13 protein-coding genes and 1 pseudogene are annotated in these 15546 nt (G+C 64.3%); 9 read left to right on the forward strand and 5 right to left on the reverse strand.

Translation table 11 applies throughout. The annotated features are described in order from the left end of the window. Positions 1–92: 92 nt before the first annotated feature. Positions 93–1388: pseudogene (locus tag SynM161_RS11250) on the reverse strand (NRAMP family divalent metal transporter). A gap of 82 nt (positions 1389–1470) precedes the next feature. On the opposite strand from SynM161_RS11250, the gene SynM161_RS11255 reads away from it, so the two are divergent. From SynM161_RS11255 to SynM161_RS11280, 6 genes are all read left to right on the forward strand, one after another. Then, positions 1471–3219, forward strand: coding sequence for a diflavin flavoprotein (locus tag SynM161_RS11255; protein WP_186541497.1), 1749 nt, complete (start codon positions 1471–1473; stop codon positions 3217–3219). After that, entirely contained in the window at positions 3219–5021 is a 1803-nt protein-coding gene (locus tag SynM161_RS11260; RefSeq protein WP_186541498.1) for a diflavin flavoprotein, read from the forward strand. Before SynM161_RS11255 ends, SynM161_RS11260 begins: the two co-directional genes overlap by 1 nt. Before the next feature lie 93 nt (positions 5022–5114). Then, the gene (locus SynM161_RS12195) at positions 5115–5828 is read left to right on the forward strand and encodes a rubrerythrin family protein (RefSeq protein WP_186542669.1); all 714 of its coding nucleotides are present in this window, start codon (positions 5115–5117) and stop codon (positions 5826–5828) included. 36 nt (positions 5829–5864) lie between these two features. Next, entirely contained in the window at positions 5865–6380 is a 516-nt protein-coding gene (locus tag SynM161_RS11270) for an NADPH-dependent FMN reductase (RefSeq protein WP_186541499.1), read from the forward strand. Positions 6381–6388: 8 nt separating this feature from the next. Continuing rightward, the gene (locus tag SynM161_RS11275) at positions 6389–7144 is read left to right on the forward strand and encodes a pirin-like bicupin family protein (protein WP_186541500.1); all 756 of its coding nucleotides are present in this window, start codon (positions 6389–6391) and stop codon (positions 7142–7144) included. A gap of 89 nt (positions 7145–7233) precedes the next feature. Further along, positions 7234–7440, forward strand: coding sequence for a hypothetical protein (locus SynM161_RS11280; RefSeq protein ID WP_011365459.1), 207 nt, complete (start codon positions 7234–7236; stop codon positions 7438–7440). A 2-nt stretch (positions 7441–7442) separates the two neighbouring features. Here SynM161_RS11280 and SynM161_RS11285 read toward each other — a convergent pair whose 3' ends face one another. The 4 genes from SynM161_RS11285 to SynM161_RS11300 form a co-directional block, all read right to left on the reverse strand. Beyond that, complete coding sequence (locus tag SynM161_RS11285) at positions 7443–7697, reverse strand: hypothetical protein (protein ID WP_011365460.1); 255 nt, start codon at positions 7695–7697, stop codon at positions 7443–7445. A gap of 129 nt (positions 7698–7826) precedes the next feature. Next, complete coding sequence (gcvP, locus tag SynM161_RS11290) at positions 7827–10697, reverse strand: aminomethyl-transferring glycine dehydrogenase (RefSeq protein ID WP_186541501.1); 2871 nt, start codon at positions 10695–10697, stop codon at positions 7827–7829. Between the two features lie 70 nt (positions 10698–10767). Further along, entirely contained in the window at positions 10768–11157 is a 390-nt protein-coding gene (gene gcvH / locus SynM161_RS11295) for a glycine cleavage system protein GcvH (protein WP_186541502.1), read from the reverse strand. 10 nt (positions 11158–11167) lie between these two features. Then, entirely contained in the window at positions 11168–12460 is a 1293-nt protein-coding gene (locus tag SynM161_RS11300; protein ID WP_186541503.1) for a methionine gamma-lyase family protein, read from the reverse strand. A gap of 201 nt (positions 12461–12661) precedes the next feature. Here SynM161_RS11300 and SynM161_RS11305 point away from each other — a divergent pair, with 201 nt between their 5' ends. From SynM161_RS11305 to dnaB, 3 genes are all read left to right on the forward strand, one after another. Further along, positions 12662–13519, forward strand: a complete 858-nt coding sequence (locus SynM161_RS11305; RefSeq protein ID WP_255441795.1) for a fatty acid desaturase — start codon at positions 12662–12664, stop codon at positions 13517–13519. A 78-nt stretch (positions 13520–13597) separates the two neighbouring features. Continuing rightward, the gene (gene rplI, locus SynM161_RS11310) at positions 13598–14056 is read left to right on the forward strand and encodes a 50S ribosomal protein L9 (RefSeq protein ID WP_186541505.1); all 459 of its coding nucleotides are present in this window, start codon (positions 13598–13600) and stop codon (positions 14054–14056) included. 71 nt (positions 14057–14127) lie between these two features. Next, the gene (gene dnaB, locus SynM161_RS11315) at positions 14128–15534 is read left to right on the forward strand and encodes a replicative DNA helicase (RefSeq protein WP_186541506.1); all 1407 of its coding nucleotides are present in this window, start codon (positions 14128–14130) and stop codon (positions 15532–15534) included. Positions 15535–15546: the final 12 nt, after the last annotated feature.

The following is a 15546-nucleotide window of genomic DNA, read 5'->3' on the forward strand; positions in this document are numbered from 1 at the left end:
TTGAGCTGGACAAGCCCAACACACCAAGACAAGAAGAACGGAAGCCCAACCCCTGCCAACGGCAGGGGTTTTTTGTTGAAGCAAGGGCGAAATCAGCCGCCGAGGCCGAGGAAGAAACGGCCGATGAACAGCAGGCTGAAGCCACTGAAAAACACCAGACCGAACCAGCAGAAGGCCTGGGTGAGCCGCCCATAACGGTGCGCCACTGGAACCAAGGGGCTGTTGATCGTGTCCATGGCCATCCAGGCGAACAGAGGAGCGGTGAGGAAGCTGCCGGTCATCGCCCCGAAGACGAAATCCTTCACGCCGATTCCGCCGCTCTTGGCCACCACCAGCGCCAGCACAGCGGCCAGGAAATGCACGATCACCCAGATGTCGAAGCGACGCTGCATGGGCCCCGGCGCTGAATCTCCACTGTCGTGATGACGCAGCAGCCCCTAAATCGCCGCAATGCTGCGGGGATAGGCATCCAGGCAGGTGAGGGTGGTGCTGAACATGGCGGAAAAGGCCGCCGGGATGATCACCCAGGCCGCCCAACCACCCATGGCGGCGGTGTAGAGCTTGATCAGCTTCTGGGCGAAGGACACGCCACTGCCGGCCAGCATTCCGTCTCCGCTGCCGTACATCGTGTAGGCGCCCAGGATCACAAAGAACATGGCCGTCACGACGGTGACGCCATAGCCGAGGTTGAAATCGAACTCGGCCTCCTTCGGCGTCGCGGTGTGCTCGGTGTCGCGCGCCCGGGAGAACATCCACAACGATGGCCACACGCACATCTCCACCGGTCCGGGCATCCAGCCCATCAGGGGAATCAGGAAGGCCAGGTTGGCCAGGGTCCAGGGGCTGGGATCCGTGCTGACCCAACTGGCCGCCACATCCCCGACGGGGCCGCGGATCAGCAGCGATGCAGCCGCAATCCCCGTGAGCAGGGTGAGCAGCACCACCAACAACTTGGAGAGACGGTCGAGCGCCCGGTAATGCCCCAGCAGCAGCACCAGGCCACTTACCGCCAGCACGGCGATGGACAGTCCGTAGGGGTCCAACCCCGCCAGCAGAGGGATGTTGGTGAGCAGCAGCCCCGCCACAAAACTCACCGCCGCGATGGTGAAGGTGCCGGTGACCAGGCTCACCACCAGGTACAGCGGCAGGTAGAGGGGATTGCGTTTCTGGAAACCCTCCAGCAGCGACAGTCCGGTGGCCGCTGTGAAGCGGGTACCCACGCGCAGGAACGGGTACTTGATCAGATTGGTGAGCAGGATCAGGCCCACCAGCGCAAAGCCAAATCGGGCACCCGCCGTGGTGGACGACATCAAGTGGGATCCACCGATGCAGGCACCGGCCAAAAGGATCCCGGGTCCAATGCTGCGTCGCAGCGTCGATGACGCCATCACAAGGTTGCGGTTGCTACCAGTCTCCGCCGCCTTGCCCCGCTGAATCTCCGTAGAGTCGACTTCCGTCACGGTCGGTTTCATGGTCGTTGCTCCCGCTGCTCCGAAGCTGTCGCTGCAGTGCGAGGCCATCGCCGCCGACACCACCACGATCCGCTCCCTCGACTGGGACCGCAGCCGCTTCGACATTGAATTCGGCCTGCGCAACGGCACCACCTACAACGCCTTCCTGGTGCGGGGGGAACGCACCGCCCTGATCGACACCAGCCACGCCAAGTTCCGCGACACCTGGATCCCCCTGCTCAAGCAGCAGATCGATCCAACTGCGATCGATGTGTTGATCGTGAGCCACACCGAACCCGACCACTCCGGATTGATCGGTGACCTGATCGATCTCAATCCTGAGATCGAAATCGTGGGATCGAAGGTGGCCCTGCAGTTCCTCAAGGACCAGGTGCACAGGCCGTTCAAATCCCGTGCGGTGAAGTCGGGCGAGGAATTGGATCTCGGCACCAACCCCGAGAGCGGCATCCAGCACCGCTTCGAATTCCTCAGTGCTCCGAACCTGCACTGGCCGGACACGATCTTTTCCTTCGATCACGGCACCGGCATCCTTTACACCTGCGATGCCTTTGGTCTGCATTACTGCTCTGACGACGTCTTCGACGCCGACCCCGGCGCCATCGCCCCTGATTTCCGCTTCTACTACGACTGCCTGATGGGCCCGAATGCCCGCAGCGTGCTGCAGGCCCTCAAGCGCATGGATGGCCTGCCGAAGATCAACACCATCGCGGTGGGCCACGGGCCGCTGTTGCGGCATCACCTCAGCCACTGGATCAGCGACTACCGCGAGTGGAGCGGCCAGCGCAGCAAAGGCGAGAGCTATGCCGCCGTTTGTTATCTGAGCCAGTACGGCTTCTCCGATCGGATCAGCCAGGCCATTGCCCACGGCATCGGCAAGGCAGATGCCCCGGTGCAGCTGGTGGACCTGCGGGCCACCGACCCCCAGGAACTCACCGCCCTGGTGGGCGATGCCAAGGCTGTTGTGGTGCCGACCTGGCCCGCGGAACCGGAACCGGATCTCCAGGCCTCGATCGGAACCCTGCTGGCGGCCCTGCATCCCAAACAACTGGTGGGGGTGTACGACGCCTTCGGCGGCAACGATGAACCGATCGACGCCGTCGCCGATCAACTGCGCAGCCAGGGGCAGAAGCAAGCCTTCAGCCCATTGCGGATCAAACAGCTGCCCCAGGGCAGCGACTACCAACGCTGTGAGGAGTCGGGCACCGACCTCGGCCAGCTGCTGACCAAAGAAAAGACAATCGCGGCGATGAAAAGCCTCGATGGCGACCTCGACAAGGCCCTGGGTCGCATCAGCGGTGGCCTTTATGTGGTGACCGCCAGCCAGGGGGAGGGCGAATCGCAACGCCGCAGCGCCATGGTGGCCAGCTGGGTGAGCCAGGCCAGCTTCACCCCACCGGGCCTCACCATCGCCGTCGCCAAAGACCGTGCGATCGAAGCCCTGATGCAGGTGGGCGACCGCTTCGTGCTGAACGTTCTACGGCAGGACAATCATCAACAACTGATGCGCCATTTCCTCAAGCGCTTCCCCCCCGGTGCCGATCGTTTCGCTGGGGTGAACGTGCTGGAGGGAACCGCTGATGGCGGCCCGGTGCTCGCCGATGCCCTGGCCTTTCTGGGCTGCCGAGTGGAGCAACGGATGGAGGGCCCCGATCACTGGATCATCTATGCCGTGGTGGAGCAGGGCAATGTGGCCGATGCCGAGGCCAGCACGGCGGTGCACCACCGCAAAGTGGGGAACCACTACTGATGAGCGTGACCAGCACCGCAACCTCGCGTCGCACGATCCAGCTGCCGATCGACGATGGGGTCGTTGGTCTGCGCGGTCTGAGCCCTCAACGGCACCGCTTTGAACTGGAATACGCCCTGGAGCGGGGCAGTACCGCCAACAGTGTTTTGTTCGAGGCCGGTGATGGCGCCCCTGCTGTGCTGGTCCATCCCCCGGGGGTGGCCTACAGCGCGGCCTTTCTACCGGTGCTTGCCGAAGCCCTGCCCAGCAGCGACGCACCGTTGCTGGTGGTGGTGGGCCACGTCAACCCCAACCGCGTTGCCCTGCTGCGGGATCTGGCGGAGGCCTACGCCGGCCTTGAACTGATCGTCTCCAACCCCGGCGCCAAGCTGATCGAAGAGCTGTGGAGCCAGCGCAAGCCGGCCCCTCCCGGTGAGACGAGCGAGCAACCACCACTGCCCGATCTGCCGCCCCTACGGGTGATCCGCCAGGAGCAAACACTTCCGCTCAGCCATCAGCGCAGCTTGATGCTGCTGCCGGCCCCAACCCCCCGCTGGCCCGGCGGATTGCTGGCCTTCGAGGAAAGCCTGGGCCTGCTGATGAGCGACAAGTTCTTCAGTGCCCACCTCTGCACGGACAGCTGGTCCGAAAGCAACCGCAGCAGCACCGAAGAAGAACGCCGGCACTTCTACGACTGCCTGATGGCCCCCATGGCCCGTCAGGTGGATGCCCTGGTGGAACGACTCGAAGAACTCGACATCCGCACGATCGCGCCGGGCCATGGCCCGGCCATCGAAGCCAGTTGGCGCAGCCTGCTGAATGACTACCGCCGCTGGGGCGAAGGCCAGCAGAACGCCAGCCTGACGGTGGCTTTGCTGTTTGCCAGCGCCTACGGGAACACCGCAGCCATTGCCGATGCCCTGGCCCGCGGGGTCAGCCGCACCGGCATCCGGGTGAGCAGTTTGAACTGCGAATTCACCCCCGCCGATGAACTGGTGAGCACGATCCAGCAGGCCGACGCCGTGTTGATCGGCTCACCCACCCTGGGGGGCCATGCCCCCACACCGATCGTCTCGGCCCTGGGAACCCTGTTGGCGGAGGGGGATCGCAGCAAGCCCGTGGGGGTGTTCGGCAGCTTCGGCTGGAGCGGCGAGGCGGTGGACCTGCTGGAAACGAAGCTGCGGGATGGCGGCTTCAGCTTTGGTTTCGAGCCGATCCGGGTGAAGTTCAGTCCGGATGCCGCCCGGGTGAAGGAGCTGGAGGAAACCGGCACCCGTTTCGCCCGCCAGCTGCTGCAGAGCCAGAAACGGGCGCAACGTCGCAGTGCAGGGGGCTTGAGCGAAAGCCGCAGCGATCCAGCGGTGCTGGCCCTGGGCCGTGTGATCGGCTCCCTCTGCGTGCTCACCACCCGCAAAGCGGAGCTGAGCGGCGCCATGGTGGCCAGCTGGGTGAGCCAGGCCAGCTTCAGTCCTCCCGGCATCACCGTGGCCGTGGCCAAAGACCGCGCCGTGGAAGCGCTGCTGCACAAGGGCGATCGCTTCGCCTTGAACGTGCTGGCCGAAGGCCGCGAAACCGCCCTGATGAAGCAGTTCCTGCAACCGTTCGAACCCGGTACCGATCGCTTTGCAGGCCTCGAGCTGGACACCAGCCCCGCCGAACAGCCCTTACTGCCGGATGCTCTGGCCTGGCTGGACGGCAAGGTGAGTCAGCGGATGGAATGCGGCGACCACTGGCTGATCTATGCCGAAGTGGATCGCGGCGGGGTGCTGGATGCGGAGGGCAGCACCGCGGTGCACCAACGCCGCAGCGGCGCCAACTACTGAGCCGGCAGCCTGATCCGGCCAACCGAACTTCCTGCTAACTCATACTCACTATGAGTTAGAGCTAGGCTGATGGAACGATCCCCGGGGCCATCGATGGACCTTTCCAAGCCTTCCACCCACGCCAATCTCGAGGCCGCTTTCGGTGGCGAGAGCATGGCCAACCGCAAATACCTGTTCTTTTCAGAGGTGGCCAAACAGCTGGGCCACAAGGACCTGGCCAAGTTGTTTCGTGACACCGCAGCGCAGGAAACGGAACACGCCTTCGCCCACTTCCGCCTGCTGCACCCTGAGTTTGTGGTGAACGATCCCGAGCAGCTCAGCGACGAGGAGAAGCAGGCCATCCTGAGCCGCTGCCTGGAGCTGGCGATTGAAGGCGAAACCTACGAGTACACAACGATGTATCCGGAGTTCGCCGCCCAGGCCCGGCAGGACCGGGACAGCGGAGCCGCAGCGGAATTCGCCGAGCAAAGCAGCGAATCCAAGGAGCATGCGGGCCTATTCCGCTCCGCCGCCAAGAACTTCGGCCTGCTGACCCCGATCGAGCAGCATCACGCCGAAACCTATGGCGTTGCCCTCGAGGCCCTGCAAGGCAAGGGCACCGCAGGCCAGGCCGATCAACCGATCCCGGGCAAGTGGATCTGCAAGGTGTGCTCGATGATCTACGACCCCGCCGAGGGGGATCCTGATTCCGGCATCACCCCAGGCACGCCGTTTGAGGCGATTCCCGACGATTGGCACTGCCCGATCTGCGGCGCCCGCAAAGCCAGCTTTGTTCCTTACCGCGAAGCCGAATTGAAAACGGCCTGACGCCCTTGCACGATTCCATCAAGAGCCTTCGTCTCCATGCCCTCCGACCTCATCGTTCTGACGGCGAGCAATGGCGAAAACCGGAAGCTGGCGGAACGCTTCGTGCAGGCCGCCGCAGCTCAGAACGCCAGCGCCGAACTGATCGATCTCACGCAGCTCAACCTGCCCCTGTTCACGCCACGGGTCCAAGCAGCAGGGGCCGGCCCTGACCTTGTCGCCCTGCACGACCAGCTGCATGCAACCCCACGCTGGGTGATCTGCGCCCCGGAATACAACGGCTCGATTCCGCCGTCGCTCACCAATGCCATTGCCTGGCTCTCCGTAACCGACGACGACTTCCGATCCCTGTTCAACGGGCGGCCAATCGCCATGGCCACCTTCTCCGGCGGTGGCGGCATGGAACTGCTGGTGTCGCTGCGCATCCAGCTCACCCACCTCGGGGCCCAGGTGGTGGGGCGTCAGCTGCTGAGCAACCACGCCAAACCCGCCCAGGACGACAGCATCAACGACCTGGTGCAGCGGCTTCTGCAGATGCAACCTCTCCAACTCTGAACACCTCGATGTCCCGGATGGCCACGCCAACAGGCCAACACGCCACCACCTCAACCGTGATCCTGCGACCCGCAGACCAGCGCTTCCACAGCCAGCTGGACTGGCTCGATTCCTGGCACAGCTTCAGCTTCGGCAGCCATCAGGATCCGAACTGGATGGGCTTCGGCCCCTTGCGGGTGATCAACGACGACACCATTGCTGCAGGCCAGGGGTTCGGCATGCACCCCCACCGGGACATGGAAATCATCACGGTGATGGTGGAGGGGGCCCTGAGCCATGCCGACTCGATGGGCAACAGCGCGGTGCTGCATGCCGGCGAGGTGCAACGGATGAGTGCCGGCAGCGGCATCGTTCACAGCGAAATCAACCAGACCGGCGCGCCCTGCAGGCTGCTGCAGATCTGGATTGAGCCTGCACAGCTGGGCATCCAGCCCGCCTACGAGCAGAAACCCTTCGCCATCGGCGAGGGCTGGACGCCCCTGATTGAGCCCGACGCCACCGGAGATGCGATGGCCATCGAACGTCCCGTGCGCCTCTGGCGTGCACAACCGCAACGCCAACAGCAGTTGCCATTGCCCGCCGCCAAGGAGCGATGGCTCTGGCTTCAGATGATTGATGGGGAGCTGACGCTCAACCGTGAAGGCTCCCCCACGCAGGCGCTGCGGCGGGGCGATGGGCTGGGCCTGATCCAAGACGCAGCAACACAAGGCGAGCTGATCGGCCTCAGTGAACGCGCCGACGTGCTGCTGTTTGCCCTGGCGTGAAGCAATCCGGAAAAGATCTGGTGCAAGTGCGTGACACCAGATCTTGTGCCCTGAAATGACGAAGTCACTTCCAAACAATCCCTAGAGCGATGGGATTCATGAACGGTCAGGAGGCCTCGGTTCGGTACCGCGGCTTTCTTTTGATGCCTCAAACCAACCGGAGCTGGCTGGTGAGGCCGGAACGCAGCCCGATGCGATTGCTGCCCTTCCGCACACCAACCTGCTCATTGGCCGACGTCAAAGCCCTGCTGGACTGGCGTCTGGCCCAGGAAGAATCGGAAATCGGCGTGGCCTGAACTCAGGCCGCCGCCGGCGGTGGAGTGGGATCGCCCACCGGTTGAAAAGGAATCACCAGGGTGGCCCAGTGATCGGGCCGCTCGGGGCGGCTGCGACGAGAACGGCGCGTGCCAAAGGGAACCCGAATCACATTGGTTCCTTCAATTGACAAGGTATGGCCGCGATTGAAGGCCGATTCCAGACCCTCAGGAAGTTGAGGAAGGGCAGGCCCTTCAACGCTGCTGAGCGCAGATTTCTTGTTGTTGTCCCGATCCATGGTGTCCCCCGACAGACGAATCAGTTGTCGAACAGTTTGACCGAACTCGCAAGGGCGATGAACGGAATCAAACCAATTTTTCCACTTTCAGTGAAAATTTACATGCTCTGAACCCCTTGCACCAGGGCTTCAAGCCGCCACAGCCACCGCTTCCACCGACGGACAGGTGCACACCAGGTTGCGATCACCAAAGGCGTTATCAATCCGTGCCACCGCGGGCCAGACCTTGTTCGCCTGCTGGCCCTCCATCGGGAAGGCGGCCTGCTGACGGCTGTAGGGACGATCCCAGTCATCCGCTGTGACGGCAGCGAGGGTGTGCGGAGCCCGCTTGAGCGGGTTGTTCCGAGGGTCGCTGCTGCCGGCTTCAATGGCGCGAATCTCCTGGCGGATCGCCACCAGGGCATCGGCGAAACGATCCAACTCCGCCAGGCTTTCGCTTTCGGTGGGCTCCACCATCACCGTGCCGGCCACCGGCCAGCTGACGGTGGGCGCATGGAAGCCGTAGTCCATCAAACGCTTGGCGATGTCATCCACATCGATCCCCGCATCCCGCTTGAGCGGGCGCAGGTCAAGGATGCATTCATGGGCCACCCGGCCGGTGCTGCCGCGAAACAGCACGGGGTACGAGGCGTCGAGCCGATGGGCCAGGTAGTTGGCCGACAACAGCGCCACAGCACTGGCCTGCCTTAGGGCCTCCGCCCCCATCATCCGCAGGTACATCCAGCTGATCGGCAAGATGCTGGCGCTGCCGAGCGCAGCTGCGGATACCGGACCGATGGCCGATGCGGCGCCGGCCTGCAAAGGGTGCCCCGGCAGGTAGGGCGCCAGATGCGCCGCAACACCAATGGGCCCCACGCCTGGGCCACCGCCCCCATGGGGGATGCAGAAGGTCTTGTGCAAGTTGAGGTGACAGACATCGGCACCGAAAGCACCGGGACGGCACAGCCCCACCTGGGCATTGAGGTTGGCCCCATCGAGGTACACCTGCCCGCCGTTCCGATGCACCACCGAGCAGATCTCACGGATACCGGTTTCAAACACGCCGTGGGTGGAGGGGTAGGTGACCATCAGCGCCGCCAGCCGGTCCGCGTGCTCGGCCGCCTTCGCCGCCAGATCCTGCTGATCGATGTTGCCCTCGTCATCACAGGCGACGGCCACCACCTTGAGGCCGGCCATCACGGCACTGGCTGGATTGGTGCCGTGGGCGCTGGTGGGGATCAGACAGATGTCGCGATGGGCTTCACCGCGGGAGCGGTGCCAGGCGCGGATCACCAGCAGCCCGGCGTATTCCCCCTGGGAACCGGCATTGGGCTGCAACGACACGGCGGCGAAGCCCGTCAGGGCGGCCAGCCATTGCTCCAAATCGTCGGCAAGACGGCGATAGCCCTGGGCCTGATCGGCTGGGGCAAAGGGATGCAAGGCCGCAAACGCAGGCCAGCTCACCGGCTGCAGCTCAGCGGCGGCGTTGAGCTTCATGGTGCAGCTGCCCAACGGGATCATCCCGTGCACCAGCGAGAGATCACGACTCACCAACCGCTGGATGTAGCGCAACAGCTCTGATTCGCTGCGGTACTGATGAAAAACCGGCTGGCTTAGCCAGGGCTGGCTGCGCTGCGGCAGGGAAAGGGACGGGGGCTGCTCAGCCTCGAGCTGCGGGGTGGCCTGACCGCAGGCCTCCGCCAGCAGAGCGAGCAGGGCTTGCAGCTCCTGTTGGTCCGAGAGCTCATCGAGGCTGATACCGAATCCGGTGGCGTCCGCCGGCGCTGCACCATCAGGCAGCACCCGCAGATTGAAACCAGCAACGGCGGCAGCGCGGTGCACAGCCGGTGCCGACGCACAGTGCACGGTGACGGTGTCGAAGCGGTCAGCCAGCTCCAGCGGATAACCAAGGACCCGCAGGCCCTGCTCCAACTGGCTGCGCAGGCCAGCGATGCGCTGGGCGATGGCCTGCAGACCATCAGGGCCATGGAGCACCGCATAAAACGAGGCCATCACGGCCAGCAGCACCTGGGCCGTGCAGATGTTGCTGGTGGCCTTGTCGCGACGGATGTGCTGCTCACGGGTTTGCAGCGCCAAGCGCAGGGCCGAACGGCCTTCCGCATCCTTGGACTGCCCCACAAGACGGCCCGGGATCTGGCGCTTGTAGGCCTCAACGGTGGAGAAGAAGGCGGCGTGAGGACCACCAAATCCCATCGGCACCCCCAGGCGTTGGGCGCTGCCCACGGCAATGTCGGCCCCGAGGGATCCCACGGGCGCCATCAGGGTCTGCGCCAGGGGGTCGATCGCCACGGTGACCAAGGCACCGGCGGCATGGGCCGCTTCGATCACGGCGGTTGGATCCCAGAGGCATCCATCAGCGCCGGGCAACTGCAGCAGAACACCAAACACCGAGGCATCGATAGGCGCTGTGGCCGGGTCGATTCGCTCAAGGCTGATGCCGAGGGGTTCGGCGCGGGTCTGCAGCACCGCCCAGGTCTGAGGCAGCACATTTGCGTCCACCAGGAACCGTGTCGCTTCAGGGCGACGGCACACCCCGAAGCTGAGGCTCATCGCCTCGGCGGCAGCGGTGGCTTCATCAAGCAGCGACGCGTTGGCGATCGGCAAGCCCGTGAGCTCACTGATCAGGGTTTGAAAGTTGAGCAGAGCCTCCAGACGACCCTGAGCGATTTCCGCCTGGTAGGGGGTGTAGGCGGTGTACCAGGCCGGATTCTCAAAAACGTGGCGCTGGATCAGGGCCGGGGTTGCCGTGCCGTAGTAACCCAGCCCGATCAGGGAGCGACGCAGCGTGTTGGTTTCACTCAACTGCTTCAGCTGCTGGAGGGCCTCCGCCTCCCCGCAACCCTCGGGCAAGGCCTCAACCGGCGGCTTGGGATCAAGGATGTCGGCGGGCACGACATCAGCGATGAACTCCTGCAGATCGCTGTAGCCCAGGGCATTGAGCATGCGGAGTTGTTCCGCCTCACTCGGGCCGATGTGCCGCTGCGCAAAAGGAGAAGTCAACGTCGAATGCACAGCCCGCCGGACGATCGTAAGAGCGAAGCCCCGGCGCTGATGTCAGCCGGCGTCGATGTCAGCCGGCGTTGACCTTGGCGCCGTAGGCCTCGGCGGTCATCAGGCTGTCGAGCTCGGAGGGATCCGACGGACGCAGCACCAGCAGCCAGCCCTCACCGTGGGGGTCGTTCTGCAGTTCCTCCGGACTGGCCAGCACCGCTTCATTGCGTTGCACCACCTCACCGGCAATCGGTGCATACATGTCTTCCACAGCCTTCACCGACTCCACCGAGCCAAAGCTGGTGCCCTTCGCCAGGCTGACGCCCACATCCGGTAGATCCACGAACACGATGTCGCCCAGCTGATCAACGGCGAAGGCACTGATGCCCACCCGCACCAGCTCGCCATCGGCATTGGCGTACTCGTGGCTGTCGGCGAAGCGAAAAGAGTCGGGGAACGCGAACGCCATCGAGGCAGTTTCAGGTGGTCCCAGTCTGCGGGAGATTGATCAGTCCTGCCGCATTGAGGTCACACAACGCACGGGAGAGGGCCAGGCGGATGTGGGCGCGATGGGTGCCGCCCTGCACATAGAGGTTGAACGGTTCCCGCAGCGGCGCATCGGCCGAAAATTCACTGGTGGAACCGTCGATGAAGGTCCCCCCGGCCATCACCAGATCCGAGGCATAGCCCGGCATCGAGGCCGGCACTGGATCGAGGTAGGCCCCGATCGGCGACATCGCCTGGAAGGCACGGCACACCACCTTGAGGGCATCGGGACTGCCCAGCCGCACCGCCTGAATCAAATCGCTGCGCACGGCCCCGGGCGCTGGATTGACTGGGAAGCCCAGCCGCTCAAACACCCCCGCCACCAGATCGGCACCAATCAAGGCCTCAGACACCATCTGCGGTGCCAGGAACAGCCCCTGCAGCACCAGCCGCTGCAGGTCAAATCCCGTGCCGCCCTCACTGCCGATGCCCGGCGCCGTGAGCCGGCAGCAGGCCTGCTCCACCAGATCGACCCGTCCAGCGATGTAGCCGCCGGTGGGGGCGATGGTGCCGCCGAGGTTCTTGATCAACGATCCAGCGATCAGATCCGCCCCAACCGCCGTCGGCTCCTGCTCCTGCACCAACTCGCCGTAACAGTTGTCGACAAAGACAACGCAGTCGGGCTGGCGGGCATGGATGCGCTCACAAAGCCCGGCGATCTGCTCAACCGTGACCGACGGACGCCAGCTGTAGCCGCAGCTGCGCTGGATCAGCACCATCCGGCAGGGCTGCTCCAGGGCCTGGTTCAAGGCCGCCTCATCCACCGCCCCATCCGGCTGCAGGTCGATTTCGTCGTAGGCAACCCCGAATTCCGCCAGGGAACCCTGGCCCCTGCCCCGCAGACCGATCACCTCCTCAAGGGTGTCGTAGGGACGACCCGTGATTGAGAGCAGACGATCTCCGGGCCGCAGCACGCCGAACAGTGCAGCGGCGATGGCGTGGGTGCCGCTGACGAATTGCAAGCGCACCGCGGCGGCTTCGGCCCCCAGCACCCGGGCAAAAACCCGATCCACCACCTCGCGCCCCTGATCCCCGTGGCCGTAACCGGTGAGCGACGCAAAGTGCTGGGTGCCGACGCGCTCCGCCGCCAGGGCCTCCAACACGCGCTGCAGGCGTTGCCCCACCGCCGCCGTCCTCGCTGCAGCCAGGTCGGCCTGCTCCCGCGCCACCGCGTTGATCAGGTCCTCTGCAAACGCACTGATCACCACTTGCCTGACGGATGTCATGCCTTCCTAAACCCTGGACAACGCCAGGATTCACAACTCGGCAAGCCGCTGCGATGCGGCAACTCCTTTAGATTTCTGTCACTAACGGCACCATCCGCTCCCTGGTTTTCCTGTCTGAGCGGCTTTGTCAATCCAAGGAGAATCCGCTTGGTTTCCTCGCAAACAGCTGACACCCGCGAGCTTCGGCAGCGGGCCGCGGTGATGGCACCGCGCGACCGACTTCCCGCGCGTCAGCGCAAATTCAAGATGGGAACCACCAGCTTCATGCTGGTGATGCACGTGCTCGCCACCGTGGCGCTGCTGCCGCGCTTCTGGAGCTGGCAGGGCGTTGTGGCCTTCGGCGTTCTCTATTGGATGACGGTGCTGGGCGTCACACTGGGCCTGCACCGTCTGGTGGCGCACCGCAGCCTGGTGGTGCCGGTGTGGGTCGAGCGCATCCTGGTGCTGATGGGCACCCTGGCCTGCCAAAGCGGCCCGATCGAATGGGTGGGTCTGCACCGCCATCACCACCGTTTTTCGGATCAGCCCACCGATCACCATGACGCTGGCCGTGGCCTGTGGTGGGCCCACAGCGAGTGGATGCTGCACGACATCCCGGCGCTGAAGGAACTCGACCGCTACGCCGGCGACCTGCAGTGCGACCCCTTCTACCGCTGGCTCGACCGCTGGTTCCTACTGCTGCAGATCCCCCTCGGCTTGGGGCTCTATTGGTTCGGCGAAGCCGCCCAGATGCACGGCGGTGGCCTTGGCCTGGTGCTTTGGGCCATTCCTCTGCGCCTCGTGGTCGTTTATCACGTGACCTGGCTGGTGAACTCCGCCACCCACGCCTTCGGCTACCGCAATTTCGATTGCCCCGACCTCTCCCGCAACTGCTGGTGGGTGGCACTGCTCTCCTTCGGTGAGGGTTGGCACAACAACCACCACGCCCATCCGGCCAGTGCACGCCACGGTTTGCGCTGGTTCGAGTTCGATCTCACCTGGCAGCACGTGCGCTTGCTAAAGCGTCTCGGACTGGCCAGCCGAATTCGCACGGCCCGCTACGTCCCCGGAGCCTCCTGAGGCTCAAAGCAACCTTCAACAACCGTCCACGTCGTAAGGTGGTCGATCGCACCCGTCTCCATCCTTCATACCGGTCCCATGCCTAAGCGTGTACAAGTCGTTCTGAATGAGGACGTCCTCAGCCTCGGCAAGGACGGAGACCTGGTGGAAGTGGCTCCGGGTTACGCCCGTAACTTCCTGCTGCCCTTCGGCAAAGCTGTGCCCCTCACCCCTGCGGTGATGAAGCAGGTGGAGCACCGCCGGGCCAAGGAAGCTGAGCGTCAGGCCGCCCTCAAGCAGGAAGCCCTCGACTTCAAGACCGCCCTCTCCACCATTGGTCGCTTCACCGTGAAGAAGCAGACCGGTGAAGACAACGTGCTGTTCGGCACCGTCACCAACGGTGACGTGGCAGAAGCCATCGAAACCGCCACCAAGAAGGAGATCGACCGCCGCGACATCGTGGTGCCTGAGATCCACCGCACCGGCAAGTACACCGTGACGGTGAAGCTGCACAGCGAAGTCACCGCTGAGATCAACCTGGAAGTGATCGGCTACTGATCGCTGTCAATTGACACTCAACCGGCTCATTCGAGCCAGAGTGTGATTCCTTCGCTTCACGCCCTGCCGCCATGGTGAGCGTCCCCCTGCCAGAGAACAACGATGGGGGACGCCGTGGTTTTGGCAAAGGCCGCCGCGACGACGAGCCCAATTTCGAGGCTCTGCCCGATTCGCTTCCGCCCCAAAACCTGGAGGCGGAGGAAGCGGTGCTGGGCGGCATCCTGCTGGATCCCGATGCGATCGGGCGTGTGGCCGATGTGCTGCAGCCGGAAGCGTTTTATCTGAACGCCCACCGGGAGATCTTCCGCACCGCCCTGATGCTGCACGGCCAGGGCAAGCCGACGGATCTCACCGCCATGAGTGCCTGGCTGGCCGACACCGGCGCCCTAGAGAAGGTGGGCGGCAACAACCGACTGGTGGAGCTGGTGGAGCGGGTGCCGTCCACCGCCTCGATCGAGCAGGTGGCCCGGCTGGTGATGGACAAGTTCCTGCGCCGCCAGCTGATCAGATCCGGCAACGAGGTGATCCAGCTGGGCTTTGATCAGAGCCTGCCGATGGAGCAGGTGCTGGACCAGGCGGAGCAAAAGATCTTTGCCATCAGCCAGGAGAAACCCTCCAAGGGGCTCACCCCCACCGCCGAAATCCTCACCCAGACCTTTGAGGAAATCGAAAGCCGCTCGCTGGGCACCTCGGTGGCCGGCATCCCGGTGAACTTCTACGACCTGGATGCGATGACCCAGGGCCTGCAGCGCAGCGACCTGATCATCGTGGCGGGCCGGCCGGCCATGGGCAAAACATCGATCGCGCTGAACCTGGCCAAGAACGTGGCCCAGCTGCACGACATGCCGGTGTGCCTGTTCTCCCTGGAGATGAGCAAGGAGCAGCTCACCTACCGCCTGCTCTCGATGGAGGTGGGCATCGAAGCGGGGCGGCTGCGCACCGGCCGCCTGCAACAGGAGGAATGGCCGCTGCTGGGTCAGGGCATCAACAGCCTGGGGCAACTGCCGATCTTCATCGACGACAAACCCAACTCCGGCGTGCTGGAGATGCGCTCGCTCTGCCGGCGGCTGATGGCCGAACAGGGCAAGGAGCTGGGGCTGGTGATGATCGACTACCTGCAGCTGATGGAAGGCTCGGGCTCCGACAACCGGGTGCAGGAGCTCTCGCGCATCACCCGGGGTCTGAAGCAGATGGCCCGGGAACTGAACGTGCCGGTGATTGCCCTCTCCCAGCTGAGCCGGGGTGTGGAGGCACGCACCAATAAGCGACCGATGCTGAGCGACCTGCGGGAATCGGGCTCGATCGAGCAGGACGCCGACCTGGTGTTGATGATCTACCGCGACGAGTACTACAACCCGGAAACCCCGGACCGCGGTATCACCGAAGTGATCGTGACCAAGCACCGCAACGGTCCAGTGGGCACGGTAAAGCTGCTGTTCGAGCCGCAGTTCACCCGCTTCCGCAACCTGGCGGCCTAAGCCAGATCAGAT

The organism is Synechococcus sp. M16.1, assembly GCF_014279895.1.
In the GTDB taxonomy this organism is placed as follows: domain Bacteria; phylum Cyanobacteriota; class Cyanobacteriia; order PCC-6307; family Cyanobiaceae; genus Parasynechococcus.

What these genes read in the sequence shown, in the direction of transcription:
- SynM161_RS11255 (WP_186541497.1), top strand. Translation starts at nt 1,471, where the DNA reads ATGGTCGTTGCTCCCGCTGCTCCGAAGCTGTCGCTGCAGTGCGAGGCC.
- SynM161_RS11260 (WP_186541498.1), top strand. Translation starts at nt 3,219, where the DNA reads ATGAGCGTGACCAGCACCGCAACCTCGCGTCGCACGATCCAGCTGCCG.
- SynM161_RS12195 (WP_186542669.1), top strand. Translation starts at nt 5,115, where the DNA reads ATGGACCTTTCCAAGCCTTCCACCCACGCCAATCTCGAGGCCGCTTTC.
- SynM161_RS11270 (WP_186541499.1), top strand. Translation starts at nt 5,865, where the DNA reads ATGCCCTCCGACCTCATCGTTCTGACGGCGAGCAATGGCGAAAACCGG.
- SynM161_RS11275 (WP_186541500.1), top strand. Translation starts at nt 6,389, where the DNA reads ATGTCCCGGATGGCCACGCCAACAGGCCAACACGCCACCACCTCAACC.
- SynM161_RS11280 (WP_011365459.1), top strand. Translation starts at nt 7,234, where the DNA reads ATGGGATTCATGAACGGTCAGGAGGCCTCGGTTCGGTACCGCGGCTTT.
- SynM161_RS11285 (WP_011365460.1), bottom strand. Translation starts at nt 7,697, where the DNA reads ATGGATCGGGACAACAACAAGAAATCTGCGCTCAGCAGCGTTGAAGGG.
- gcvH (WP_186541502.1), bottom strand. Translation starts at nt 11,157, where the DNA reads ATGGCGTTCGCGTTCCCCGACTCTTTTCGCTTCGCCGACAGCCACGAG.
- SynM161_RS11300 (WP_186541503.1), bottom strand. Translation starts at nt 12,460, where the DNA reads ATGACATCCGTCAGGCAAGTGGTGATCAGTGCGTTTGCAGAGGACCTG.
- SynM161_RS11305 (WP_255441795.1), top strand. Translation starts at nt 12,662, where the DNA reads ATGGCACCGCGCGACCGACTTCCCGCGCGTCAGCGCAAATTCAAGATG.
- rplI (WP_186541505.1), top strand. Translation starts at nt 13,598, where the DNA reads ATGCCTAAGCGTGTACAAGTCGTTCTGAATGAGGACGTCCTCAGCCTC.
- dnaB (WP_186541506.1), top strand. Translation starts at nt 14,128, where the DNA reads ATGGTGAGCGTCCCCCTGCCAGAGAACAACGATGGGGGACGCCGTGGT.